This is a genomic window from Nonomuraea sp. NPDC049624 (genome assembly GCF_040675255.1).
Classification (GTDB): Bacteria; Actinomycetota; Actinomycetes; order Streptosporangiales; family Streptosporangiaceae; genus Nonomuraea.
In genome coordinates, this window is record NZ_JBFAOR010000008.1 from 1 (window position 1) to 23,060 (window position 23,060).

Annotated in this window: 23 protein-coding genes and 1 rRNA gene; 13 read left to right on the forward strand and 11 right to left on the reverse strand. The window is 70.5% G+C overall.

Annotation, left to right across the window (positions count from 1 at the left end; translation table 11 throughout):
* Positions 1–156 precede the first annotated feature (156 nt).
* Positions 157–273: ribosomal RNA gene (gene rrf, locus AB0J76_RS31005) — 5S ribosomal RNA — on the forward strand.
* A 1,061-nt stretch (positions 274–1,334) separates the two neighbouring features.
* Here the strand turns inward: rrf and AB0J76_RS31010 are convergent.
* On the reverse strand, positions 1,335–2,678 hold the full coding sequence (locus AB0J76_RS31010; protein ID WP_352322862.1) for a PQQ-binding-like beta-propeller repeat protein: 1,344 nt from the start codon (positions 2,676–2,678) through the stop codon (positions 1,335–1,337).
* A 445-nt stretch (positions 2,679–3,123) separates the two neighbouring features.
* Positions 3,124–4,476 (reverse strand): hypothetical protein, encoded by a 1,353-nt coding sequence (locus AB0J76_RS31015; RefSeq protein WP_352322863.1) that lies wholly within the window; start codon positions 4,474–4,476, stop codon positions 3,124–3,126.
* A 302-nt stretch (positions 4,477–4,778) separates the two neighbouring features.
* On the opposite strand from AB0J76_RS31015, the gene AB0J76_RS31020 reads away from it, so the two are divergent.
* Positions 4,779–5,798 carry a serine hydrolase gene (locus AB0J76_RS31020; protein WP_352322864.1) on the forward strand — a complete coding sequence of 340 codons (1,020 nt, stop codon included), beginning with the start codon at positions 4,779–4,781 and terminating at the stop codon, positions 5,796–5,798.
* Here AB0J76_RS31020 and AB0J76_RS31025 read toward each other — a convergent pair.
* From AB0J76_RS31025 to pstS, 5 genes are read right to left on the reverse strand one after another with little or no spacing between them, the layout of a single operon-like run.
* The gene (locus AB0J76_RS31025) at positions 5,767–6,492 is read right to left on the reverse strand and encodes a response regulator transcription factor (protein WP_352322865.1); all 726 of its coding nucleotides are present in this window, start codon (positions 6,490–6,492) and stop codon (positions 5,767–5,769) included. The genes AB0J76_RS31020 and AB0J76_RS31025 overlap by 32 nt on opposite strands.
* Positions 6,492–7,268: a phosphate ABC transporter ATP-binding protein PstB gene (gene pstB / locus AB0J76_RS31030; RefSeq protein WP_352322866.1), complete on the reverse strand. Its 777-nt coding sequence runs from the start codon at positions 7,266–7,268 to the stop codon at positions 6,492–6,494. The genes AB0J76_RS31025 and pstB overlap by 1 nt, the downstream gene beginning before the upstream one ends.
* Before the next feature lie 15 nt (positions 7,269–7,283).
* Positions 7,284–8,156, reverse strand: a complete 873-nt coding sequence (pstA, locus tag AB0J76_RS31035; RefSeq protein WP_352322867.1) for a phosphate ABC transporter permease PstA — start codon at positions 8,154–8,156, stop codon at positions 7,284–7,286.
* Positions 8,153–9,133, reverse strand: coding sequence for a phosphate ABC transporter permease subunit PstC (gene pstC / locus AB0J76_RS31040; protein WP_352322868.1), 981 nt, complete (start codon positions 9,131–9,133; stop codon positions 8,153–8,155). Before pstC ends, pstA begins: the two co-directional genes overlap by 4 nt.
* 6 nt (positions 9,134–9,139) lie before the next feature.
* Positions 9,140–10,255 carry a phosphate ABC transporter substrate-binding protein PstS gene (pstS, locus tag AB0J76_RS31045; RefSeq protein WP_352322869.1) on the reverse strand — a complete coding sequence of 372 codons (1,116 nt, stop codon included), beginning with the start codon at positions 10,253–10,255 and terminating at the stop codon, positions 9,140–9,142.
* Between the two features lie 136 nt (positions 10,256–10,391).
* On the opposite strand from pstS, the gene AB0J76_RS31050 reads away from it, so the two are divergent.
* The 3 genes from AB0J76_RS31050 to AB0J76_RS31060 all read left to right on the forward strand — a co-directional run bounded on the left by AB0J76_RS31050 (position 10,392) and on the right by AB0J76_RS31060 (position 12,175).
* Positions 10,392–10,865 (forward strand): low molecular weight protein-tyrosine-phosphatase, encoded by a 474-nt coding sequence (locus tag AB0J76_RS31050; RefSeq protein WP_352322870.1) that lies wholly within the window; start codon positions 10,392–10,394, stop codon positions 10,863–10,865.
* Positions 10,852–11,637, forward strand: a complete 786-nt coding sequence (locus AB0J76_RS31055; protein ID WP_352322871.1) for a fructosamine kinase family protein — start codon at positions 10,852–10,854, stop codon at positions 11,635–11,637. The genes AB0J76_RS31050 and AB0J76_RS31055 overlap by 14 nt, the downstream gene beginning before the upstream one ends.
* Before the next feature lie 166 nt (positions 11,638–11,803).
* Positions 11,804–12,175, forward strand: a complete 372-nt coding sequence (locus AB0J76_RS31060) for an Rv3235 family protein (RefSeq protein WP_352322872.1) — start codon at positions 11,804–11,806, stop codon at positions 12,173–12,175.
* Positions 12,176–12,182: 7 nt separating this feature from the next.
* Here AB0J76_RS31060 and hisN read toward each other — a convergent pair whose 3' ends face one another.
* Positions 12,183–12,980: a histidinol-phosphatase gene (gene hisN, locus AB0J76_RS31065; RefSeq protein ID WP_352322898.1), complete on the reverse strand. Its 798-nt coding sequence runs from the start codon at positions 12,978–12,980 to the stop codon at positions 12,183–12,185.
* 90 nt (positions 12,981–13,070) lie between these two features.
* Between hisN and AB0J76_RS31070 the strand changes: the two genes are divergently transcribed.
* Positions 13,071–13,526 (forward strand): DUF4442 domain-containing protein, encoded by a 456-nt coding sequence (locus tag AB0J76_RS31070; RefSeq protein ID WP_352322873.1) that lies wholly within the window; start codon positions 13,071–13,073, stop codon positions 13,524–13,526.
* An 11-nt stretch (positions 13,527–13,537) separates the two neighbouring features.
* On the opposite strand, the gene rsgA is transcribed toward AB0J76_RS31070, so the two are convergent.
* Complete coding sequence (rsgA, locus tag AB0J76_RS31075) at positions 13,538–14,569, reverse strand: ribosome small subunit-dependent GTPase A (RefSeq protein ID WP_352322899.1); 1,032 nt, start codon at positions 14,567–14,569, stop codon at positions 13,538–13,540.
* A gap of 91 nt (positions 14,570–14,660) precedes the next feature.
* A complete protein-coding gene (gene aroA / locus AB0J76_RS31080) occupies positions 14,661–15,935 on the reverse strand; it encodes a 3-phosphoshikimate 1-carboxyvinyltransferase (protein ID WP_352322874.1) in 1,275 nt (424 codons plus the stop codon).
* 178 nt (positions 15,936–16,113) lie between these two features.
* Here aroA and AB0J76_RS31085 point away from each other — a divergent pair, with 178 nt between their 5' ends.
* On the forward strand, positions 16,114–16,857 hold the full coding sequence (locus tag AB0J76_RS31085; protein WP_352322875.1) for an SOS response-associated peptidase: 744 nt from the start codon (positions 16,114–16,116) through the stop codon (positions 16,855–16,857).
* Between the two features lie 156 nt (positions 16,858–17,013).
* Positions 17,014–17,346: a TraR/DksA C4-type zinc finger protein gene (locus AB0J76_RS31090; protein WP_352322876.1), complete on the forward strand. Its 333-nt coding sequence runs from the start codon at positions 17,014–17,016 to the stop codon at positions 17,344–17,346.
* A 43-nt stretch (positions 17,347–17,389) separates the two neighbouring features.
* On the opposite strand, the gene AB0J76_RS31095 is transcribed toward AB0J76_RS31090, so the two are convergent.
* Positions 17,390–18,130 (reverse strand): methyltransferase domain-containing protein, encoded by a 741-nt coding sequence (locus AB0J76_RS31095; protein ID WP_352322877.1) that lies wholly within the window; start codon positions 18,128–18,130, stop codon positions 17,390–17,392.
* Positions 18,131–18,364: 234 nt separating this feature from the next.
* Between AB0J76_RS31095 and AB0J76_RS31100 the strand changes: the two genes are divergently transcribed.
* The 5 genes from AB0J76_RS31100 (at position 18,365) to AB0J76_RS31120 (ending at position 23,058) form a co-directional block, all read left to right on the forward strand.
* Entirely contained in the window at positions 18,365–18,970 is a 606-nt protein-coding gene (locus AB0J76_RS31100; protein WP_125648071.1) for a sigma-70 family RNA polymerase sigma factor, read from the forward strand.
* Positions 18,967–19,233 (forward strand): mycothiol system anti-sigma-R factor, encoded by a 267-nt coding sequence (gene rsrA / locus AB0J76_RS31105; RefSeq protein WP_352322878.1) that lies wholly within the window; start codon positions 18,967–18,969, stop codon positions 19,231–19,233. The genes AB0J76_RS31100 and rsrA overlap by 4 nt, the downstream gene beginning before the upstream one ends.
* Before the next feature lie 10 nt (positions 19,234–19,243).
* The gene (locus AB0J76_RS31110; protein ID WP_352322879.1) at positions 19,244–20,182 is read left to right on the forward strand and encodes an NAD-dependent epimerase/dehydratase family protein; all 939 of its coding nucleotides are present in this window, start codon (positions 19,244–19,246) and stop codon (positions 20,180–20,182) included.
* Between the two features lie 225 nt (positions 20,183–20,407).
* Positions 20,408–21,763, forward strand: a complete 1,356-nt coding sequence (locus tag AB0J76_RS31115) for an HD-GYP domain-containing protein (protein ID WP_352322880.1) — start codon at positions 20,408–20,410, stop codon at positions 21,761–21,763.
* On the forward strand, positions 21,760–23,058 hold the full coding sequence (locus AB0J76_RS31120) for an HD domain-containing phosphohydrolase (RefSeq protein WP_352322881.1): 1,299 nt from the start codon (positions 21,760–21,762) through the stop codon (positions 23,056–23,058). The genes AB0J76_RS31115 and AB0J76_RS31120 overlap by 4 nt, the downstream gene beginning before the upstream one ends.
* Positions 23,059–23,060 lie beyond the last annotated feature (2 nt).

The following is a 23,060-nucleotide window of genomic DNA, read 5'->3' on the forward strand; positions in this document are numbered from 1 at the left end:
GACGACCGGGTTGATAGGCCGGAGGTGGAAGCACAGTAATGTGTGGAGCTGACCGGTACTAATAGGCCGAGGACTTGACCACAAAGCATAATGCTCGCGTCCACTAGGCAATTCTGAAACAACAAGCGGTGTTCCCGTTTGATAGTTTCATAGGGTTACGGCGGTTATGGCGGGAAGGAAACACCCGGTTACATTCCGAACCCGGAAGTTAAGCTTCTCTGCGCCGATGGTACTGCACTCGGGAGGGTGTGGGAGAGTAGGTCACCGCCGGACAATCTTTCGAAGAAGCCCCACACGGTTCGTGTGGGGCTTCTTCGCGTTCGGGGAGGGTTCCGGCTTCGGCCGGAATTCTTTTCCGCATTTCCGGCGGGGTGTTCCTCTTTCCAGGGTGTTTGTCGCGGGGCGCCGCGGGTGCCGGGGGGGTGGGCGGGCGCCGGCTCAGGGGACCGGCTCCTGGGGGGCCTCGACGGCCGATGGGCCGGTGGCCCGATGGGACGGTGGGGTGCCGGATCGGCTCGCGGCTGGAGGCGCGCTGGTGTAAGGCGCAGGTACGGCTTCCGGTGGGTCTTAGTGGGTTCTGCCTCTGGTCAGTCCGAGCTGGCCCACTTCGGAGACTGGGGGCTCGTGTCCCGCCCTGCTCGGAGGAGTCTGAGGGGGCTTAGTCAGTTCCGCCTTGCAGGAGACCCGTGGGGTTCGTATCCGGCCTCCGGTCCGATGTTCCTTCAGCGCCGTCCTTGGGCACGGCCCTACGCCTCCGCTGAATGTCGGCCGTTATCCGCCTGCGTGCGGTGGGCTAATCCCGCGACCGTAGACAGACTTCAGGTGTCATCAGTCCGCAGACGCGCGGCACATGTTCGCGTTTCGAGGCCGGTCCCCGCCAACGCAGCCGAGGGGAGCAGACGGAGGCGTTGGGGACGAGTGGGGGTACGGCGTGCCCTTCGGCACTTGATGTATCCCCGGCATACGCCACGCATCCCCGGGCTATAGCCGCACGCCCTGGACTGTCCACCGCGTCCCCGGACTTTCCACCGCACCCTGAGGCTTCTACGGGCTCTCGGGGCCTCCCAGCCTCCTGACCAGGCGCGCGGCGAGGAGGCTGGCTGGCCTCGATGCGCCGTCGACCTATGGGGTGGCGCTGGGGGCCCTGCTGGCGGGAGCAGTGGGTTGGGGTGCCCTCGGATCGTTCTCCCCAGCAGAGTCGCTCACAGGCCCACCTACCGCGCACACACAACCCGCCACCTCACGCGGTGCAGGGTTGGGGGCTGTGGGGGTGATGGTGGGGAGATGGGAGAAGGGCCTCACGCTGGGTGCGTGGGGCCCTTCTGTTGTTGGGGTCAGGATTTGGTGTTGACGTAGGTGACGGCGTATCTGGTGGCCACGGAGGTCCAGGGGACGGTGATCACTACGCCGTTGCGTTCGAAGACGCGGGCCTTCTCGGCCTCGGTGCCGTACTTCTGGGGGAGGGTGGCGAGTTCGGTGGCCTTGCCGGTGGCGGCGTCCAGGCGGATGAGGCGGGGGGCCAGGTCGCGGCGGTCGCCGGTTTCGACGGCCAGCAGCCCCTGGTCGTCGGCACGTACGTAGGTGAGGATCGTGTCGTGGGTGCCGGACGACTCCCACAGCTGCTTGCCGGTCTTGAGGTCGTAGGCGAGGGCCTTGTTGCGGGAGCGCATGCTCTGCGGGACGTTCTCCGGGAACGTGGCCAGGTAGAGGCGGTCGCCGTGGATGGTGTAGCGGCGTTGTTCGAACAGGCCGTTGACCATCGCCACGGTGTTCATGGCGAGCATGTCCACCTCGGGGGTCTTGAACTCGGTCACCTTGGTGGCGGCGTCGGAGTAGACCGTGAAGTTGTTCTGGCCGCCGGACTCGCTGCGGATGATGGCGGGAGAGGCTGACAGGAGGCTGGTCATGAGGCTGAGCTGGCCCAGCGTGGCCTGCTTGGTGATCTTGCCGGTCTTGGGGTCGATGTACTGGAGGCGGGTGCCGCCTCGGAAGGTGCAGTCGAGGATGACGGCGACCCGGGTGGCGGCGGTGTTGATGTCCTTGATGTGGCAGCCGTCGTCGGCGGACGCGGCGGCGCTCCACAGTTTGTGGCCGTCGGAGAGGCGGTAGGCGACCACCGCGTCGTCCAGCTCGGTGACGGCCACGCCCTCGGCGCTCATGATGCGGGGGACGTTGATGGAGTTCGCGAGGTTGGACTTCTCGGCCGGGATCTTGATCTTCCAGGTGAGCTTGCCCGTGGTGGCGTCGATGCCGGCCAGGTGGTCGCAGGAGTTGCTGCTGCCGTACGCGATGGCGGCCTTGCCGCCGGACAGGTCCGGGGTGGCGCCGCAGAGCTGGGCGCCCGGCGAGGGGATGCCCCAGGAGCGTTTTCCGGACGTCAGGTCGTAGGCGAGGACGCCGTCCTTCTGGGCGCGGATGACGACCTTGTCGGTCAGCCAGCTGCCGAAGGCCAGGGCGGTGGTGAAGTCCCAGCTTCCGGCGTTGGGGAGGGGGACGTCCCATTCTGCCCCGTCGCCGCCTCCGTCGCCGAACGCGGTGATGCCGCCGCCGGGCGTTCCGGTGGTGGCGACGAACCAGGCGGTGCCCGTGCTGACGGAGAGGAGGACCACGGCCGCGCCGGTGGCCAGCAGGGCGGTCTTCCATTTGGGCCGGGGGCTCTGCTGCGTGGGCGTGGGCACGCTGCCGTACGGTGTGCCGCTGCCGGGTGCGGGGGGCTGCGGGGGTTGGCCGTAGGGCGAGGGTGCGCCGGGGGAGGGAGGGTTCGGCGGGTAGGTGGGCTGGTTGCCCATGGGAGGCGGATATGGGGGTTGGTTGCCCGGTGGTGGTGAGTAGGGGGGTTGGTTGCCTGGTGGCGGTGGGTATGCGGCTGGGTTGCCCGTTGGCGGGGCGTACGCGCCAGGAGAAGGGGCGTACGGGTTGGCGGGCGGTTGCTGGTAGCCGGCGGGTGGGTAGGCGGCCGGTCCCGTGCCTTGCGGGGGGTACGCGGCCGGGTTCTGGGGCCACGGCTGCGCGGGCGGAGGGTAGGCGCCGGGGTTGGGAGCCGGCTGGCCGTACGGGTTGGGGGGTGGGGAGCCGTACGGGCCGGGTGGGGTGTTGGAGTGGTCGGTCATGGTTGTTCCCCGTTCAGGCCAGCTGCCCGCGGACGTAGGACGCCCACTGCCGTTCGAAGTCCGCCTTGCTCACGCCCAGCACCTTGAACAGTGCCGCCTCGCTGTCGTCGCCCTTGGCCCGGTAGGCCGCGATTACCGCGCTGGTCAGCTTCTGCTCGCCGTACCGCTGGGCGATGTAGCGCATGGCCAGGTGTCCCATCAGGTAGTGCACGTTCGTCATGCCGTTGGAGTCCCACGACGGGTTGTCGGGAAGCTGGCCCGAGAAGCGGGTGCTGAGGCGGCCGGCCAGGTAGGCGCGGCCTTCCTGGAAGCGGATGTTCTGGTTGATCGGGTGGCCGCGGTTGGCGGAGTACTCGGCGAAGCCCTCGATGACCCAGTTGGGCTTGCCGAAGAGGGAGAAGTCGGCGCTGTCCAGCCCGGCCAGCAGGGAGTGGGCCAGCTCGTGCGTGCTGATCTCCAGGATGCCCTCGGACGACCGGAAGAAGGACGTGGTGGTGTCCATGACCACCCGGGTGCCGCCGACCTTGACGTCGTCGCCCAGGGAGGCCCAGGCGAGCATGGGGATGGACACGCCCGCTTCGTGCGCCTTCTCCTTGCGGAACAGGTTGCCGAGCTGGTTCTGCCCCTCGACCAGCGCGACCGCGAACCCGGCCGGCACGGGTGCGGTGGCGTCGCCGTTGCGCTTCCAGAAGTCCAGGTTTTTCTTCGCCGCACTGGCGACCACCGGGGCGACGCGCCTGGCCATGGCCGCGTCCTGGGGACGGGACAGGACGATGCTGGCGCCCGCGCGGACCACGGTGATGTCGGGCCAGATGTCCCATGGGCCCGGGTAGTACACGGACTTGCTGCCCTCGGTCACCATGGGCGGCGGCGCGCCGTCCACCTTGGTGACGACCAGTGGTGCGTCCTTGGACGCCTTCTCCAGCGTCCAGCGGTACCACTCCGAGACCGGCCGCAGGTCGATGCCGGCGAACCGGTGGACGAACGCGACGTCCTGGGTGAACTTCAGGGCCCGCCCGAAGCTGTCTTCGGCGCGGCCCTCGCGACGCATCACCTTGTACGACGCCTCGCTGAGCGGTACCTTGCGCAGGTTCGTGAACACCTTGCGCTGGTCGCGGACGAGGGCCGCGTTGCCCTTGTCGAAGATCGAGGTGAACGCGTCGGCGTTCCCGCTGCTCAGCGCCTTGCCGTGCTCGTAGACCAGCTTCTCGATCTCCTGGTCGGTGACGATCACGGCGTTCGGGTCGCTCTTACCCGCCGCCTCCTGGCGGCGCAGCGGGTCCTGGGCGCCGTTGATGCGGCCGCGCAGGACGAGACCGACGCCGGCGCCCACGGCGACCGCCACCACGAGCGAGACGATGCCCATGGTGACCCAGAAGCCGGTCCGGCGCCTGGGTGGAGAAGGAGGACTGGATGGAGGTGGTGGAGGCGGCGGCTGCATGGCCGGCCACTGTTGCTGCTGCTGTTGCCCCTGATACTGCGGAAAAGTCGGCCCCGTTGTCACTTTTGCCCCGAGAGTGCTGACAAACCCCGAAAGAGGGGAATCGTACCAGTGGCCACATCGCGCGTCTTCGGGGTGGTGGGGGTCTTTGTGGAGTGGTGAGTAGGTGAAGATGATTTCCGGCGACTCGTAGCGCGGTGTTGCCATTTTTCGTGATAATTCACCGCATGATCGCGGGCAGCCTGAGGACGCTTCCACGGCTGGCCATCGCGCTCGCCCTCCTGCCGCCGCCGCTGCTCGCCCCGGACACGGCCGCGGGCGCGGCGCTGACCACCCACGCGGCGCGCGGGACCGTGAGCGCGCGGGCGGTGACGCCGGGGACGGTGAGTAGGCACGCAGAGCCGGTGACCGTGCACGCCGCGCCCGGGCCGGTACGCATGCCGCACCGCCTCGGCCCCCCGGCGATCGCCGGAAAGGTCCCGGCCGAGAAGCCGAAGGCCGTGAAACCCGTCCCGGCCAAGAAGATCACCGAGCGGCTGGACCGCTTCCTGGCGGGCCGGCCGGGCCCGGTCACGGCCATGGTCAGGGATCTGACGACCGGCCGCGTCTACCGCTACCACCCGGGCGAACGGCTGATCACCGCCAGCACGGCCAAGGTCCAGATCCTGATGGCGCTGCTGCTCGGGAAACGGTGGCGCAAGCTGCCCGAGTCCGTCAGGCGCGACGCCGAGCTCATGATCCGCTACAGCGACAACCACGCGGCCGACCGCCTCTGGTTGCGGATCGGCGGCGCGGCGGGCTTCACCGAGGCCGGCCGGAGGTTCGGCCTCAAGCACACCAGGGGCGTGCCGGGGGACTGCGTCGACCTCTACTGCTGGGGCATCACCGAGACGTCGGTGGACGACCAGGTCCGCCTGATGAAGGCGCTGGTGTCCGGGAAGAGCCCGCTCAAGTCGAAGGAGCGCGCGCAGGTGCTCAGGCTGATGGGCGCGGTCGTCCGCGGCCAGGACTGGGGCCTGTCCGCCGCGGCCTGCGCGGGCGAGCGGGTGCGCCTGAAGAACGGCTGGCTGAAGCGCGTCTCCAACGGGCGCTGGGCCACGGTCAGCGTGGGGCTGATCCGGGGCCGCGGGCACGACTACGCGGTCGCCGTCCTCACCGAGGGCAGCGCCGAGGTGGGGGACGGCATCGCGACCGTCGAGGGCGTCGCCGCGCGGATCATGCGGGAGTTCCGGAGGTGCCCGGCGTGACCAGCCGGTAGCCGACGCCGCGCACGGTCTGGATGAGCTGGTCGTCGTTGTCGCCGAGGCGCGCGCGCAGCCGTTTGACGTGCACCGCGATCGTGTTCGTCGACGTGGTCGCGGCGGCGTGCCACACGTGCCGCATGATCTGCTCGCGGGTGACCGTGCGGTCGGCGTTGCGCATCAGGTACTGCAGCAGCTCGAACTCGCGCAGCGGGAGGTGTACGGCGCGGCCGTCGACGCGTACCTGGTAGGCGTGGACGTCCAGTTCGACGCCGCCGACGGCCAGGACCTTGCGGGACTCGGGGGAGGCCGCCTGGATGAACGGCAGCAGTTCCGGCACCCGGTAGGGCCGGGCCACGCAGGCCGCCGCCCCCGCCGCGAGCGCGCGTACGGCCTGTTCGGCGTTTCCCTCGCCGACGCCGAGCAGGACGGGCACGGCTCGCGCGAGCCGTACCGCGCGGACGAAGTCGACCGCGTCGATGACCGGGAGCGTGGCCGACACGAGCACCACGTCCGGCTGCAGCGCCCCCGCCTGCAGCAGCCCTTGGGCGCCGTCCGGCGCGCCGGTGACGGCCACGCCCTCGCGTTCCAGCGCCGTGGCCAGGTCATCGACCACGGCGTCGTCGGGGTCGGCGATGAGCAGTACGGGCTTGGTCCGCGTGTCCCCGTTCATCGTGGATGCCGCCTGCTGTGGGGTCATCAGCCGAAGCGTCCCGTGATGTAGTCCTCTGTCGCCTTCTCTGAAGGGTTGGTGAACATGCGGGAGGTCTCGTCCATCTCGATGACCTTGCCGGGCTTGCCCTGGGCGGCCAGGTTGAAGAACGCGGTCCGGTCGCTGACCCGGGCGGCCTGCTGCATGTTGTGGGTCACGATCACGATCGTGAACTCTTCCTTGAGCTGGGCCATCAGGTCCTCGATGGCCAGCGTCGAGATCGGGTCGAGCGCCGAGCACGGCTCGTCCATGAGCAGGACCTGCGGCTTGACCGCGATCGCGCGGGCGATGCACAGACGCTGCTGCTGACCGCCGGACAGGCCGGCGCCGGGCTTGTTCAGCCGGTCCTTGACCTCGTTCCAGAGGTTGGCGCCCTTCAGCGACTCCTCCACGATGCCGTCGAGGGTGGACTTGCCGACCCGGCCGTTGAGGCGGAGCCCGGCGGCCACGTTCTCGTAGATCGACATCGTGGGGAACGGGTTGGGGCGCTGGAAGACCATGCCGACCATGCGCCGGACCGAGACGGGCTCGACGGTGGGGGCGTACAGGTCCTCGCCGTCGAGCATGACCTTGCCCTCGACGCGGGCGCCGGGGATCACCTCGTGCATGCGGTTGAGCGTGCGCAGGAACGTCGACTTGCCGCATCCGGACGGGCCGATGAACGCGGTGATCGAGCGCGGCTCGATGGTCATCGACACGTCCTCGATCGCCTTGTGCGACCCGTAGTACGCGTCGAGGCCCGAGACCTGGATCTGCTTGGACATTGTGGCGGTTACCCCCTATCGGCCCCTGGCGGGCCTGCGCCACCAGGCGATCAGGCGCGCCACCAGGTTGAGCAGCATGACGATCAGGATCAGCGTGAGGGCTCCGGCCCAGGCGCGGTCGATGGCGGTGTCGTTGGGACGGGCCGCCTGGTCGAAGACGAAGAGCGGAAGGCCCATCTGCGGCCCGCTGAACGGATCGTTGTTGATGGAGTCGGTGAAGAACACCGTGAGCAGCAGCGGCGCGGTCTCGCCGGCCACGCGGGCGACGGCCAGCATGACGCCGGTGACGATGCCGGTGAACGCGGTCGGCAGCACGACCTTCAGGATCGTGCGCCACTTGGCCACGCCCAGCGCGTACGAGGCTTCGCGCAGGTCATTGGGCACCAGCCGGAGCATTTCCTCGGCCGATCTGACCACGGTCGGCATCATCAGGATCGACAGCGCCAGCGCGCCGGCGAAGCCGGAGAACGGGTTGCCCAGGAAGAGCACCCAGAAGGCGAGGATGAACAGGCCGGAAACGACTGAAGGGACGCCGGTCATGACGTCCACGAAGAAGCTGATGGCCCGGCTCAGGCGGCCGCCGTGGCCGTACTCGACCAGGTAGATGGCGGTGAACAGGCCGATCGGGACCGAGATGAGCGAGGCCAGCAGGACCTGCTCCAACGTGCCGACGATGGCGTGGTAGGCGCCGCCGCCGACGTCGCGGGCGCCGATGTTCCGCATCGAGTGGGTGAGGAACTCCAGGTCGAAGCGGGCCAGGCCGTTCGAGATCACCAGCCAGAGGACCGACACGAGCGGCACCACGGCCAGCGCGAACGCCAGGTAGACCAGCCCCTGGACGAACCTGTCCTTGATCCGGCGGCCGGTTGAGATGTGCTGGATGGTCATGCCCCCACCGCCCTGAACTCCTTGCGCCGGTTGATCACCATGCGTGCGCCCATGTTGACCAGCAGCGTGATGACGAACAGCACCAGACCGGAGGCGATCAGCGCGCCCCGGCCGACCTGCGTGGCCTCGCCGAAGCCGTTGGCGATGTTGGCCGCGATGCTGTTGGCGTGCGGGGTGAGGATCTCGAAGCTGATGTCGAAGGTGGCGGGGAAGATCAGCGCGACCGCGATGGTCTCGCCCATCGCGCGGCCGAGGCCGAGCATGGCGGCGCTGATGACGCCGGGCCGGCCGAACGGCAGCACGGCCATCCTGATCATCTCCCAGCGGGTGGCGCCGAGCGCCAGGGCCGCCTCCTCGTTCATCTTCGGGGCCTGGAGGAAGACCTCGCGCGAGATGGCCGCGATGATCGGCAGGATCATGATCGCCAGGACGATGCCGCCGGCGAGCATGGTCTTGCCGCCGATGGCCCCCTCGCCGGAGAACAGCGGGAACCAGCCGAGGTGCTCGTTGAGCCACTGCGACGGCGTGCGCAGCAGCGGCACCAGGAACGTCACGCCCCACAGGCCGTAGACGACGCTGGGCACGGCGGCCAGCAGGTCGACCAGGTAGCCGAGCGGCCCGGCCAGGCGGCGGGGCGCGTAGTGGGAGATGAACAGCGCCACGCCCACCGCGATGGGGGTGGCGATGACCAGCGCGATCGCCGAGCTGAGTACGGTGCCGAAGGCCAGCGCGCCGATGCCGAAGACCTGGCTGCCGTTGGGCTCCCAGATCAGGTCGGTGAAGAAGTTGCCCTTGTTCGCCTGCAGGGCCGGGACGGCCTCGCTGATGAGGAACACGGCGATGGCCGCCATGATGCCGAGCAGCAGGACGCCGGCGCCGGTGGAGACGAACTTGAACGGGCCTTCACCATGGCTGCGCCGCGAGGCGGACCGGCGCGTGGCCGGCCCGCCCCCACGGGTACGAACGTTGGTCGTCATGTTCTGCTAGGAGATCGCGCCGACGGCGGTGCGGACCTTGGTGAGCAGCTCGCCCGCGAGCGGGGCGTAGCCGAGGTCCTTCAGCGCGGCCTGGCCCTCGTCGCTGGAGGTGTAGGTGAGGAACTCCTTGACGAGCTTGGCCTGCTCGGGCGCGAGGCCCTTCTCGCAGGTGATCTCGTACGTCACCAGCACGATCGGGTACGCGCCCGCCGTCTTGGTGGCGTAGTCGATGCTCAGCTTCAGGTCGTTGCCGGTGCCGGTGATCTCGGCGGTCTCGACCGTCTTGGCCGCGCTGTCGGCGGTCAGCTCGACGAACTCGCCGGAGCCGTTGGCCACCTTGGCCTTGCTGAGCTGGGAGTTCTCGGCGAAGGAGAGCTCGACGTAGCCGATGGAGCCCTCGGTGCTCTTGACGCTGGCCGCGACCTGGTCCGAGCCCTTGGCGCCCTGGCCCTTGGCCTCGGCGGGCCACGCCTTGGCGGGCTCGTACGGCCAGCCGGCGGTCGCCTTGAGGAACTTGGTGAAGTTGTCGCTGGTGCCCGACTCGTCCGAGCGGTGGAAGGCCGAGATCGGCGTGGACGGGAGCTTGGCGTCGGGGTTGTCGGCCTTGATGGCCGCGTCGTCCCACTTGGTGATCTTGCTGTCGAAGATGCCGCCGATGGTCTTGGGCGACAGCTGCAGGCCGTCCACGCCGGGGAGGTTGTAGACCACCGCGACCGGGCCGGTCACCATCGGGATGTTGATGGCCTTGCCGGTCTTGCACCGGGCGTCGGCCTGGGCGGGCTCGCCCTTGTCGTCCTTGAGAGCGGAGTCCGAACCCGCGAAGTCGACCGTGCCCGCGATGAACGACTGCACACCGGCACCCGAACCGCTCGGCTGGTAGTTCAGGCTCACGCCCGAGTTCTTGGCCTGGAAGTCCTTCTTCCACTGGTCGATCGCGTTGGCCTGGGCCGACGAGCCGGCGGCGTTGATGGTGCCGCTCAGGCCGTTGTCGTTGCCCGCGGCGGGAGCGCCGGCGGAGCTGGTGGCGGTCGTGCTCCCGGAGCTGTTGTTGTCTGTGCCGCACGCAGCGAGCGAGAGCGCGCCGACGACGGCGACGGCGGCGAGCCGGCCTGCATACTTCACGGTTGGTTCCCCTCACTTGGTCCTTAGTCGTCCATGAAGTTATGCAGGCAAAGTGACTCAGACCCCCCAACAAGGGTGAACGTTCGGTGAACGCGCCTGGTCCTCTCCATCAATTTGACCAGCGAAGATGGGATACATGAGCTATCGCGTGTGTCTCGTGTGCATGGGCAACATCTGCCGTTCCCCGATGGCGGAGGTGGTGCTCCGCCGGACCCTGGAGGAGCGCGGGCTCGGCGGCCGGGTGGTCGTCGAGAGCGCGGGCACCGGCGGCTGGCACGCCGGCGATCCGATGGACGAGCGGGCGCTGGGCATCCTGGCCGAGCACGGCTACGACGGCGCCGCCCACCGCGCCAGGCAGTTCACGCGGGACTGGTTCGACCGCTACGACCTGGTGCTGGCGATGGACCGGGACAACGCGGCCAACCTGCGCCGCCTGGCGCCCGCCGGCGTCGAGGTGCGCCTGTTCCGCTCGTTCGACCCCGGCGCGCCGGACGGCGCCGAGGTGCCCGACCCCTATTACGGTGGCCGCGAGGGTTTCGAGGAGGTGCTGACCATGCTGGAGACGGCCGCCAAGGGCGTGGCCGCGCACATCGCCGATGAGATCGACTGAGGACCTCGGCTCCTCCCACGGATGGCGGCTGCAGCGCGGCGTCCTGGAGGACGGGCGGCAGGTGTTCGCCAAGATCGGGCCTGCCTCCGGCGTGTTCGCCTCCGAGGCCGCCGGGTTGCGCTGGCTGGGGGAGGCGATCACCGTGCCCGAGGTCGTGGAGGCCGGTCCCGACCGGCTGGTGTTGTCGTGGGTGCCGCAGGAGGCGCCCACCGCCGAGGCGGCCCTGCGGTTCGGCCGTGACCTGGCCCGTCTGCACCGCGCCGGGGCGGCCGGGTTCGGCGCGCCCTGGCCGGGGTTCATCGCCGAGCTGCCCATGGACAACTCGCCCGACGGCGACTGGCCGTCCTTCTACGCCTCCCGGCGGGTGTTGCCGTTCCTGCGCAGGGCGCGGCTGCCGGCCGCGGACGTGACGCTGGTCGAGCGGGCCGTGGCACGGTTCGCCGAGGTGGCCGGGCCGCCGGAGCCGCCCGCCCGCCTCCATGGGGATCTGTGGAGCGGGAACGTGTTGTGGTCCGGCGGCACCGGGGTGCTGATCGATCCGGCGGCCCACGGCGGGCACCGGGAGACGGATCTGGCCATGCTCGCCCTGTTCGGGCTGCCGTACCTGGACCGGGTGATGGGGGCCTACCAGGAGGAGTTCCCGCTCGCGCCGGGGTGGCGGGCGCGGGTGCCGCTGCACCAGCTCCATCCGCTGCTGGTGCACGTGGTGTTGTACGGAGCTTCCTACCGCGACTCGTTGCTGGATGCGGTCGCCCGGGTGTTGTCGCTCTGAACAACCGATAAAGAAATAGGGGATCCAGCCCCGGTAAGCATTTCTCCGCCCAAGGGGAGAAAAGAGGACGGCGGCCGGGTAAAGTTGGCGGATTTCGTATCCGGCGGCCCCGGCCGAAAACTCATTAAGGCGTTTCCTTCTTCCCCCTGAGTCAATTGGAGGGCGCATGGCGGACGACTCCACGCACGGCGCACTGGCCCTGACCCCGCTGGTCTGGGGCCCGCCCGGAGCCCGGCCCGACGAACGCAGGCTGCGTCAGCTCGGGCAGGCGCTGGCCGAGGTGCTGACGGGCCGCCGCCCGCCGGAGTCGGTGGCCGACCGGCTCACCGGCGGGGCCTACCGCGACCTCGTCAGGGCCGGGCGGATGATCTCCGCCGATCGGCCGCCGTTCGTCGGGAGCCCGCACGTCAAGGAGCCTAGGGAAGGGGCCGTCGAGATGTGCGTGCTGGTGCACTGCGGCGAGCGCAGCCACGTCCTGGCCGTACGGCTGGAGCGGCACGGCCACCGCTGGTTGTGCACCGACTTCGAGACGGCCTGAAGCGGGCTCAGGAGGTGATCGTGGTGCCGTTGAGCCGGTTGAGCACCTCGTCGTGGAGGGCGCCGTTCGTGCAGACCAGGCTGCCGCCCTCCAGGCCCCGCACGCCGGCGAGGTCGGTCCAGACGCCGCCGGCCTCCTCGACGATCACGGTCAGGGCCGCCATGTCCCAGGGCGACAGCTCCGGCTCGGCGGACACGTCGACCGAGCCTTCGGCGACCATCATGTGCGACCAGAAGTCGCCGTACGCGCGGGTGCGCCAGCAGGCGCGGCCGAGGTCGAGGAAGTTGTCCAGCTTGCCGAGCTCCTCCCAGCCGCCGAAGCTGGAGTAGGAGAAGGAGGCGTCCTCCAGCGCGGTGACCGAGGAGACGCTCATCCTGGTGGCCTTGGCCAGGCTCCTGCCGGTCCAGGCGCCGCCGCCGGTCGCCGCCCACCAGCGACGCCCGAGCGCGGGGGCCGACACCAGGCCGACGACGACCTTGCCGTACTCCATGAGCGCGATCAGCGTGGCCCAGACGGGCACGCCGCGCACGTAGTTCTTGGTGCCGTCGATGGGGTCGATGATCCACGACCGGGCTCCCCACCCGGTCCTGCCGAACTCCTCGCCCACCACCGCGTCGCGCGGCCGGGCCCGGCGCAGCGTGCCGCGGATGGCCTCCTCGACGGCGCGGTCGGCGTCGCTGACCGGCGTCAGGTCGGGCTTGGTCTCGACCTTGAGGTCGACCGCCTTGAAGCGCCGCATGGTCAGGTCGTCGGCGGCGTCCGCCATGACGTGAGCGAGGCGTAGATCGTCGTTGTAACCCTGCACGGTCAGCCACGCTATCGCGTCGGTCGTGCCGGACATCAGTCACCGGCGACCCTTTTCTGGTAACTCCCTTTTCACCTACTGACCAGTAACATGTCTCCTATGTCCACTGATGTAGGTGCCTTCCTTCTCGAAACCGTTCCATTCGCCCGGACGTTGGGGATCGTGTTCGACGCGGTCGAGGACGGCCGGGCGGAATGCCGGCTGCCCGACCGGCCCGAGCTGCACAACCACGTGGCCGGGCCGCACGCGGGCACGCTGTTCACCCTGGCCGAGTCGGCGTCGGGCGCGGCGGTGCTGTCCAGGTTCGGCGACCAGCTCAGCCGCAGCGTGCCGCTGCCCACGACGGCGACCATCGAGTTCCGGAAGGTGGCCCTGGGGGAGGTGCGGGCGCAGGCGCGCGTGGCCGCCTCAAGAGAGGAGGTCGTCGGCAGGCTGGACGCCGGCGAGCGGCCGGTCTTCGACGTGCTGGTCGACGTGCGCGACGCGGCCGGCGCCCTGGTCTCGAGCCTCACCGTCACCTGGACGCTGCGCCCCAACCGCCCCTGACCGGCCGACGATCAGGCGGCGGGCTCGTCGGGGGCGCCCTCGCGGCTGGACAGCAGGCGGCGCAGCGACTCCAGACGGGCCGGGTCGGCGTTGCCCGCGGCCGCCCAGGCGTCGAGCGCGCAGCCGTCGCCGAGGTGGGTGCAGCCCTTCGGGCAGGTGACCGTGCCCTCCACCAGGTCGGGGAAGGCGGCCAGCACGGTCTCGACCGACACGTGGGCCAGGCCGAAGCTGCGCACCCCCGGCGTGTCGATGATCCAGCCGCCCTCGGGCAGCTCCAGCGCGACGGCCGAGGTGGAGGTGTGCCGGCCGCGGCCGGTGACCGCGTTGACGTGCGAGACCGCGCGGTTGGCGTCGGGGACCAGGGCGTTGACCAGGGTGGACTTGCCCACGCCCGAATGGCCCACCAGCACGCTGATGCGGCCGGCCAGGTGGTCGCGCAGCTCGTCGAGCGAGCCGCCCTTGTGGACCACGATGTGCGGCACGCCCAGCGGCTCGTACAGGGCGACCAGCTCGTCGGGTGGGGCGAGGTCGGACTTGGTCAGGCAGAGCAGGGCGTCGATCTCGGCGTCGAACGCCGCCACCAGGATCCGGTCGATCATCCGGGGCCGGGGCGGCGGGTCGGCCAGCGCCGTGACGATCACGAGCTGGTCGGCGTTGGCCACGACTGGGCGCTCGATGCCGTCGGTGTCGTCGGTGTCGTCGGCCGAGCGGCGCAACATCGAGGTGCGCGGCTCCACGCGGACCACCCTGGCCAGCGTGTCGGGGCGGCCCGACACGTCGCCGACCAGGGCCACCCGGTCGCCGACCACGATGCCCTTGCGGCCGAGCTCGCGGGCCTTCATGGCGACGACGAGCCGGCGCTGCTGCTGCTTGCGTCTGTGGCCGCGGTCGGGCTCGACCAGGGTGGTGTAGCGGCCCCGGTCGACGGCGACCACGAAGCCCTCCACGGCGTCCTCGTGCGCGGGACGGATGCGGGTGCGCGGGCGCGAGCCCTTGCCCGGCCTGACCCGTACGTCGTCCTCGTCGTACTCCCGCTTTCTCAGCGGTCCGCTCCCATGCGCTCGCTTCCTCTCACGCCGGACCCTCCTGCGAAGTGCCCCCGCCGCCTGCCCCGAAACGCGCGACCATCACCGCTCATCGGGACTCCAGCATCGCCGCCCACATCTGGACGAACTCGGGCAACGTCTTGGCGGTCGTCGCGATGTTCTCCACCTCCACGCCCGGCACGGCGAGGCCGATCACGGCTCCGGCCGTGGCCATGCGGTGGTCGTCGTAGCTGTGGAACACGCCGCCGTGCAGCGGGCGGGGACGGATGAGCAGGCCGTCGGCCGTCTCCTCCGCGTCGCCGCCGAGGGCGTTGATCTCGGCGGCCAGCGCGGCCAGCCGGTCGGTCTCGTGGCCGCGCAGGTGGCCGACCCCGCGGATGCGGCTCGGCGTGGTGGCCAGGGCGGCCAGCGCGGCGATCGTGGGGGTCAGCTCGCCCACCTCATGAAGGTCGGCGTCGAGGCCCTTGACCTCGCCCGTGCCGGTGACGACCAGGTCGGCGCCGTCGCGGGTCACCGTGGCGCCCATGGTGGTGAGCAGGCCGCGCAGCGCGTCGCCCGGCTGGGTGGTCTCCGCCGGCCAGCCCGGGACGGTGACCGTGCCGCCCGTGACCAGCGCGGCGGCCAGGAACGGCGCCGCGTTGGACAGGTCGGGCTCGACCGTCATGTCCCTGGCCGCGATCGGGCCCGGCTCGACCCGCCACACGTCGCGCTCGGTGTCGTCGACCGTGACCCCGGCCTCCCGCAGCATGTGGACGGTCATCTCGATGTGCGGCTGGGAGGGCACCGGCGGGCCGACGTGCCGGATCGTCACGCCCTTGGCGAAGCGCGCCGCCGTCAGCATCAGCCCCGAGACGAACTGCGAGGAGCCGGAGGCGTCGATCGTGACCTCGCCGCCGGTCAGCGGCCCGGTGATGGTGAAGGGGAGCGCGTCGTTGTCGAGGCGGGCCCCGAGCGTGCGCAGGGCGTCGAGGATCGGGCCCATCGGACGCCTGCGGGCGTAGGGGTCGCCGTCGAAGAAGACCGGCCCGTCGGCCAGCGCCGCCATCGGCGGGACGAACCGCATGACCGTGCCCGCCAGCCCGGCGTCGATGCGCGCGCCGCCGCGGACCGGGCCCGGCCGCACCTCCCAGTCGACCGCGTCGGTGGTCTCGCGCACGGCCGTCAGCGTGGCGCCGAGCGCGCGCAGGGCCGCCACCATGAGGTCGGCGTCGCGGCTGCGCAGCGCCTGGCGGACGACGCCCGGACCGTCGGCCAGCGCGGCGAGCAGCAGCGCCCGGTTGGTGACGGACTTGGAGCCGGGCAGGCGGACGGAGGCGTTGACGGGCGTGTCGGCCGTCGGCGCGGGCCAGTGCTGAGCGGGCATGTTCCAAAGCCTACTGGCCCTGGTACGGCCCGTTCACGGCCTGTGGACGACGCGCCGCCCTCCCGCCGGGCCGATCCGCCCCGGCCGGACGCGCCGCCCTCCCGCCGAGCCGGCCCGGACCGCCCCGGCCGGAGGCGAAGCCGCGAGCGCAGACCCGGACGTATGGCAATGTGGGGACATGTGCGGTAGATACGCCTCGGCGCGCAAGAAGCACGAGCTGCTGGAGGAGTTCCAGGTCGAGCTCGACGGCGAGCCCGACAAGGAGCTGGGCGCCGACTTCAACGTCGCCCCCACCAAGAACGTCTACGCGGTCATGAGCCGGTCCTCCAAGGAGGACGAGCACCCGGTCCGGCAGCTGCGGATCGTCAGGTGGGGCCTGGTGCCGGTCTGGGCCAAGGACCCGTCGATCGGCTCCCGGCTGATCAACGCCAGGGCCGAGACGCTGGCCGAGAAGCCGTCGTTCCGGCAGGCGTTCGCCAAGCGCAGGTGCCTGATCCCGGCCGACGGCTACTTCGAGTGGATGGCCGTCGAGGGCGAGAAGAAGAAGCAGCCGTACTTCATCCATCCGGCCGACGGCGGCGTGCTGGCCATGGCCGGCCTGTACGAGTTCTGGAAGGACCGTACCCGCGACGACGACGACCCGCTCAAGTGGCTGGTGACCTGCACGGTCATCACCACGGACGCCGAGGACCAGCTCGGCCGCATCCACGACAGGATGCCCATGATGATCGAACGCGACCGCTGGGCCGACTGGCTCGACCCGGGCCTCACCGACACCGAGCGCGCCTCACGACTCCTGGTGCCCGCGGAGGCCGGGAGGCTGGCGGCATATCCCGTTTCTACTGATGTCAATAATGTCCGGAACAATGGGCCGGATCTCATCAAACCGCTTCCCGACGAGGAGGAAGCCGGCCTTTTCTAAAGGTGTAAGAAGCATGGTAAGTGGGCATTCGGTGAGGAAAGCGATGCGACCGTTCACTCGGTGTCACCGCCACAACATGCCCCTTATCGCGCCGGGCGGGACAACCGGGGAGTCCTGGCCGCGGGCTTCCCCCTTTTCACCCGGAGGTGCGGATTCGTGGACGTCACGACCGCTCGTCAGCGGCTCGAAGACATGCTCGCGGAGCTGGACCGCTCGATCGGGGTGCTCCAGGGCGACCCCGTCGCGATCCGCGAGTACTCGGCGGCCGACGCGGGCTCCGACCTCACCGACGCCGACCGCGCCCAGGCCATGCTCACCGTGGCGACCGCGCAACGCCGCGCGGTGACCGAGGCGATCAGGCGCCTGGACGAAGGCGCGTACGGCAGGTGCGTCGACTGCGACCAGCCGGTGCCCGAGGGCCGGCTGGAGGCCCGGCCGGAGGCCGCCCGCTGTGTGCAGTGCCAGGGAAGACGCGAACGCCGCCGCTGACACCCGCGCGGAAGCCGGCGGCCGCCGGGAGCCGGGAGGCGGCTCAGCTCTTGCGCGCGCTGGCCACCAGGTGGATGCCCACCGTGTCGTCGTCGTCGGGATGGGCGTCGAGCTCGGTGCGCACGAGCCAGGTCAGGGCCCGCCCGTCGGACCCGAGCACGTGGTCCACCGTGGACGGCGACAACACCGTGCGCGGCCGCATCCACTCCACCTCGAGCCCCGCCCCCATCAGCAGCTCACGGAGCTGGCCGCTGCTGAAGCAGCGCGTGATGCTGCCGTCGGGCCAGGGCACCAGCATGACCTCGCCGGTCTGCCGCAGGTGCTGCCACTGCTCCTGCTCGGCCAGGATCGCCATGCCGAGCACCAGCGAGTCGACGCACACCAGCGCCCGCCCGCCCGGACGCAGCACCCTGGCCACGTCGCTCATCGCCGACTCGGCCATGAGCTCGATCGACATCGCGCGTTCCTCGGCGACCACCGCGTCAACGCTCTCATCGGGAAGAAACGCCAGATCGTCGGCGCGTACGTGCCGAACCCGGTCGGCGTCCCGCAAACGGGACTGCGCGTCCACGGTCCGGCGGAAGTCGAGCACTTCGATCACCCGGTGTCCCGCCCTCGCGGCCTGGCCGGACCAGCGTCCGCGGCCGCCGGACAGATCGAGGATCACCGACGGTTCGCCGGGGAGCCAGCGGTTCAGTTGCTCGGCGGCGACGGCGCGGTAGAAGGTCCAGTACGGCCCGAGCGTCCCAGAGCCGTTCAGTTCCTCGGCCGGAATGGGCAGCACACGCGACTCCTGAGTTCCGGAAAAAGGGCTACCAGCCGGTACGTATGGACGTTCCCCGCACCGGGTCCTCTGTACCTTCTATCTTGCGGGAACAGACAAGGGCGCGGGCGTGTTGCGACGAGCATGCTCACATTGGAAAGACCGCGCCCCGATGACCAGGAGGTCATCGGCCAGCGGGTATTCTCCCCTGAGTACGGTGTACCGCCACAGCCGGCCACCGGTGATCTTAGGGGGGTGGGTCCGGTGCCCGCGACAGGCGCGGAGACTCTGGAGCAGCGCAGCGAGCGGTTCGAGCGCGACGTCATGCCGTATCTCGAACAGCTCTACTCCGCCGCGCTCCGGATGACCCGGAATCCAGCGGACGCGGAGGACCTGCTTCAGGAGACCTTCGCCAAGGCGTTCGCGTCGTTCCACCAGTTCCAGGAGGGCACGAACCTCAAGGCGTGGCTCTACCGGATCCTGACGAACACGTTCATCAACAGCTACCGCAAGAAGCAGCGTGAGCCCAAGCAGTCCGGCACCGAGGAGATCGAGGACTGGCAGCTCGCGCGCGCCGAGTCCCACACCTCCAGCGGGCTGAAGTCGGCCGAGGTCGAGGCGCTGGAGCACCTCCCCGACGGCGACATCAAGCAGGCGCTCGCGGCGCTGCCGGAAGAGTTCAGGATCGCCGTCTACCTCGCCGACGTCGAAGGCTTCCCCTACAAGGAGATCGCCGACATCATGGGCACTCCCATCGGCACCGTGATGTCCAGGCTGCATCGGGGACGCAGGCAGCTCCGGGGCCTCCTAGAGGACTACGCCCGCGAGCGCGGCCTGGTCCCCTCGGAGGGATCGAAATGAGCTGTGGCAACCCGCACGACACCGACTGTCGCGAGGTGCTGGACAAGGTCTACGCCTATCTCGACGGCGAGCTGACCGACGGTGACGTCTCCGACATCCGCGTGCATCTCGACGAGTGCAGCCCGTGCCTGAAGGAGTACGACCTCGACAAGGCGGTCAAGGCGCTCGTGGCCAAGCACTGCGGCTGCGACCCCGTCCCCGCCGATCTGCGTTCCAAGGTGCTGGCTCGCATCGAGCAGGTGAGGTCGGAGCTGGCCGACTAGGATTCACGCCATGCGCGTCCTAGTCACCGGTGGTGCCGGTTTCATCGGGTCGAACCTCGTCGACCGCCTGCTCGCGGACGGACACGAGGTCGTGGCCGTAGACGACCTGTCCTCCGGCAGCAGGGACAACCTGGTCAACGCCGCCGAGAGCGACCGCTTCAGCCTGCACGTCCTCGACGTGCGAGACCCGGCGATCATCGGGCTGGCGGCCGAGCTGCGTCCCGAGGTCATCTGCCACCTGGCCGCCCAGATCAGCGTACGCAGGAGCGTCGCCGACCCCGTGCACGACGCCCGGCTCAACGTCGAGGGCACCGCGTCGGTGCTGACGGCGGCCAAGGAGGGCACCACGCGCAAGGTGGTGTTCGCCTCGTCGGTGGCGGTCTACGGCCGGCCCGCCACGATCCCCGTGCCCGGCGACGCGCCCACCGACCCGCGCTCGCCGTACGCGGCCTCCAAGCTGAGCGCCGAGATCTACCTGGCGACCTTCCGCGCCCTCTACGGCCTGGAGTACACCACGCTGGTGCTCTCCAACGTCTACGGCCCGCGCCAGTCGCCCGACGGCGAGGCCGGCGTCGTGTCGATCTTCACCGACGCCCTGCTCAACGGCACCCCCACCGTCCTCTACGGCGACGGCACCCAGACCCGCGACTACGTCTACGTCGACGACGTGGTCGACGGCTTCGTCCGGGCCTGCGGCAGCGAGGGCAACGGCCGCCGCTTCAACCTCGGCACCGGCATCCAGACCACCGACAGGCGCCTGCACTCGCTGATCGCCGACGCGGCCGGGGCCCCGGACAAGCCGGGCTTCGCGCAGCCGCGCGTCGGCGACCTGCCGGCGATGGCCGTCGATCCGGTGCCCGCCCACGAGGGGCTTCGCTGGGAGCCGCGCACCGACCTGCCGACCGGCGTGAAGAGCACCGTGGCCTGGGCGCGGAGTCGCGCCAGGTAGTTGCTTGATTACACTTTGCTTGCGATTTCCCGCTCGGCCCGTACGGTGACGTCCTGTTCTGTAGCGTGAGCTCCAGAAGTCGACGTGGAGGCATGTGGGATGTTGAAGGACAGGTTCACCCGGTCGCTCGCCGCCGTCATCGTGGTCACCTCGACGGTGGTCCTGGCCGGCATCGGCGCGCTTCCGCCAGGGGTTTCCTGGACCTGACCGCCGTAGGGGGCCGCAATGCGTGACCTGCCCTGGCCCGCGAGGGTCTACCTGGTCGCCGTGATCGCGGCGGCGGCCGCTCTCATCGGGCACAGCGCGATCGTCTCCGGCCCGCTCGTGGCGCCGGAGAATCTCGACATCCTGCTGGTGCTCGCGCTGCTCTTCCTGGTGTGCGAGTCGATGCCGACGCTGCTCAACGTGGAGCAGTTCGCGGTGTCGGTGAGCTTCTCGGCGTCGCTGGCCGCGGTCGTGCTGATCGGGCCGGAGGGCGCGGCGCTGGTGGGGCTCACCGCCGCGGTCAGCGTGCGCCCGGGGCTGCCGCTGATCAAGCGGCTGTTCAACGGCGCGCAGTTCGCCATCTGCGGCTACGCCTCCGGCTGGGTCTACGAGTGGCTGCACGGCACGGTCGGGGTGCCGCGGGTCAACGAGTTCGACAGCCTCATCGGCCCCTACGCCGCCGCGACCGCCGTGTTCGTGCCGCTCAACATCGTGCTCACGCTGACCATGATCAGCCTGGCGACCAGCGTGCGGGCCACGGAGGTGCCGCTGCGCGGGATGGTCCAGTTCCTGCTGTCCTACCTCGGTTACGGCACGTTCGGGCTGTTGGTGGCCGGGTTGTGGGCGACCGTGCAGTCGATCTCGGCGGTGCTGGTGCTGATGCCGCTGTTCGTGGCCCGGTGGGCGTTCGGCCACTACCACGCCCAGCAGCGCTCCTACGACGCCACCATCGCCGCGCTCTGCCAGGCCGTCGAGACCAAGGACTACTACACCCGGGGCCACTGCACCCGCGTCTCGCTCGCCTCCAGCATGATCGCCGAGGAGATCGGCATGAGGCTCGAACGCCTGCGCGCCATCCGCTACGCCGGCATGCTGCACGACGTCGGCAAGCTGGGCGTGCCCACCAAGGTGCTGCAGAAGGACGGCCCGCTCACCGAGGGGGAGCTCGCCGCGATCCAGCTCCATCCGATGCGCGGGCTGGAGATCGTCCGCGGCATCGGCTTCCTCGACGAGGCCTACGCCGGGATCATGCACCACCACGAGCGCCACGACGGCACCGGCTACCCGATGGGCCTGGCCGGCGACGAGATCCCCGAGTTCGCCAAGGTGATCGCGGTGGCCGACGCGTTCGACTCGATGACCTCCGACCGTTCCTACCGGGGGGCGCGCCCGGTCGAGGTGGCCGTGGAGGAGCTGCGCAAGTGCGCCGGCACGCACTTCGACCCGGTCATGGTGGCCGCGTTCATCAGGGCGCTGGAACGCACGCCCTGGCAGCCGCCGCGCCGGGTCGAGGCGCCGCCGCCCGACGCCGCCGAGGCGACGATCAAGGACCACGACGACCCGACGATGCCGATCCAGGTCGTGAGCGGGCCATGACCACCACAGAGCGCGTCCGGCGCGCCGACCGGGCACCGGCCACCGTCCTGCGCCGGCTCGACTCCGGCCAGTTGTTGCTGATCTGCGCGGCCGGGCTGGTCGCCGTCGCGGGCGTGGCGCACACGGCGGCCGTGGGGCTCGACCGTCCGGAGATCGCCATCGGGTTCGGCGCGTTGATCGCGGTCGGCGAGCTGGCCCGGCTGACCATGCCGGGCAACCGGGAGGTCGCGCCCATCGGCGCCGCCGCGGCGCTCGGCTACACCCTGCTGCTCGACCTCAGCCAGAACCAGCTGCGCCACTCCGCGCTGCAGGTCGTGGCCGTGATCGCGGCCGGGATGATCGCGGGCGCGCTGCCCCACCTGGCCGTCGGCCGGCCGCCGCGGCTCGACGCGATGGCCCGCCGCCTGCTGACCGGCGCGCTGCTGGCCTTCGCCTTCCGCCCGCTGGCCGACCCGCTCTACCAGCTCACCAAGCCGCCGCCGGGCGCCCACACCTGGTGGCCGGCGCTCGTGGTGATGGTCTCGCTGATCACGGTGACGCTGCTGGTCGACGTGCTGATCGCGGCGCTGCTGCGGGCCGAGCGGCTGCGCACGGCGTTCCGGGTGGCGGTGCGCGACGAGATCAACATGGCGTTCCCGCTGGGCGCCGCGGTGGCGGCCTCCGGCGTGCTGCTGGCGCTCGCCACGCACAGCATGGACCTGGTGGCGTTGCTGGTGTTCGCCGCGCCGCTGCTGGTCACGCAGGTGGCCTTCCGCAAGTACGCCGGCATCCGCGCCACCTACCTGCAGACCGTCCGCGCCCTGTCGCGGGTCACCGAGGTCGGCGGCTACGTCGAGCCAGGCCACTCGCGCCGGGTGTCCCGGCTGGCCGTGGCGGTCGGCCGGGAGCTGGGCATGGCCGAGCCCGAGCTGCTGGAGCTGGAGTACGCGGCTCTCATGCACGACATCGGCCAGCTCTCGCTGCGCGACCCCATCCCGGGCGGCGCCACCGTGCTGGCCGACCCGGAGCAGGCGCGGCGCATCGCCGAGCTGGGGGCCGAGGTGATCAGGCAGACGGGCGTGCTCGACCGGGTGGCCGAGGTGGTCCGCCGGCAGTGCGACGAGATCGCCGACGACCCGCCGCTGTCCAGCCGCATCATCAGGGTCGCCAACGCCTACGACGACCTGGTGGGCCCGTCCACCGACCGCGACCGGTCGGGGGCGGCGCTGGAGCGCATCAGGCTCACGGCGGGCAGCGCGTACGACGCCGCCGCGCTCGACGCCCTGACCCGGGTGGTCGGCAGAGGCCGCGTGTAACT

Excerpts from the sequence above, each read along its gene's own strand:
- AB0J76_RS31015 (WP_352322863.1), bottom strand. The coding sequence starts at position 4,476 with ATGGGCATCGTCTCGCTCGTGGTGGCGGTCGCCGTGGGCGCCGGCGTC.
- AB0J76_RS31020 (WP_352322864.1), top strand. The coding sequence starts at position 4,779 with ATGATCGCGGGCAGCCTGAGGACGCTTCCACGGCTGGCCATCGCGCTC.
- AB0J76_RS31025 (WP_352322865.1), bottom strand. The coding sequence starts at position 6,492 with ATGACCCCACAGCAGGCGGCATCCACGATGAACGGGGACACGCGGACC.
- pstB (WP_352322866.1), bottom strand. The coding sequence starts at position 7,268 with ATGTCCAAGCAGATCCAGGTCTCGGGCCTCGACGCGTACTACGGGTCG.
- pstA (WP_352322867.1), bottom strand. The coding sequence starts at position 8,156 with ATGACCATCCAGCACATCTCAACCGGCCGCCGGATCAAGGACAGGTTC.
- pstC (WP_352322868.1), bottom strand. The coding sequence starts at position 9,133 with ATGACGACCAACGTTCGTACCCGTGGGGGCGGGCCGGCCACGCGCCGG.
- AB0J76_RS31050 (WP_352322870.1), top strand. The coding sequence starts at position 10,392 with ATGAGCTATCGCGTGTGTCTCGTGTGCATGGGCAACATCTGCCGTTCC.
- AB0J76_RS31055 (WP_352322871.1), top strand. The coding sequence starts at position 10,852 with ATGAGATCGACTGAGGACCTCGGCTCCTCCCACGGATGGCGGCTGCAG.
- AB0J76_RS31060 (WP_352322872.1), top strand. The coding sequence starts at position 11,804 with ATGGCGGACGACTCCACGCACGGCGCACTGGCCCTGACCCCGCTGGTC.
- AB0J76_RS31070 (WP_352322873.1), top strand. The coding sequence starts at position 13,071 with ATGTCTCCTATGTCCACTGATGTAGGTGCCTTCCTTCTCGAAACCGTT.
- aroA (WP_352322874.1), bottom strand. The coding sequence starts at position 15,935 with ATGCCCGCTCAGCACTGGCCCGCGCCGACGGCCGACACGCCCGTCAAC.
- AB0J76_RS31085 (WP_352322875.1), top strand. The coding sequence starts at position 16,114 with ATGTGCGGTAGATACGCCTCGGCGCGCAAGAAGCACGAGCTGCTGGAG.
- rsrA (WP_352322878.1), top strand. The coding sequence starts at position 18,967 with ATGAGCTGTGGCAACCCGCACGACACCGACTGTCGCGAGGTGCTGGAC.
- AB0J76_RS31110 (WP_352322879.1), top strand. The coding sequence starts at position 19,244 with ATGCGCGTCCTAGTCACCGGTGGTGCCGGTTTCATCGGGTCGAACCTC.
- AB0J76_RS31115 (WP_352322880.1), top strand. The coding sequence starts at position 20,408 with ATGCGTGACCTGCCCTGGCCCGCGAGGGTCTACCTGGTCGCCGTGATC.
- AB0J76_RS31120 (WP_352322881.1), top strand. The coding sequence starts at position 21,760 with ATGACCACCACAGAGCGCGTCCGGCGCGCCGACCGGGCACCGGCCACC.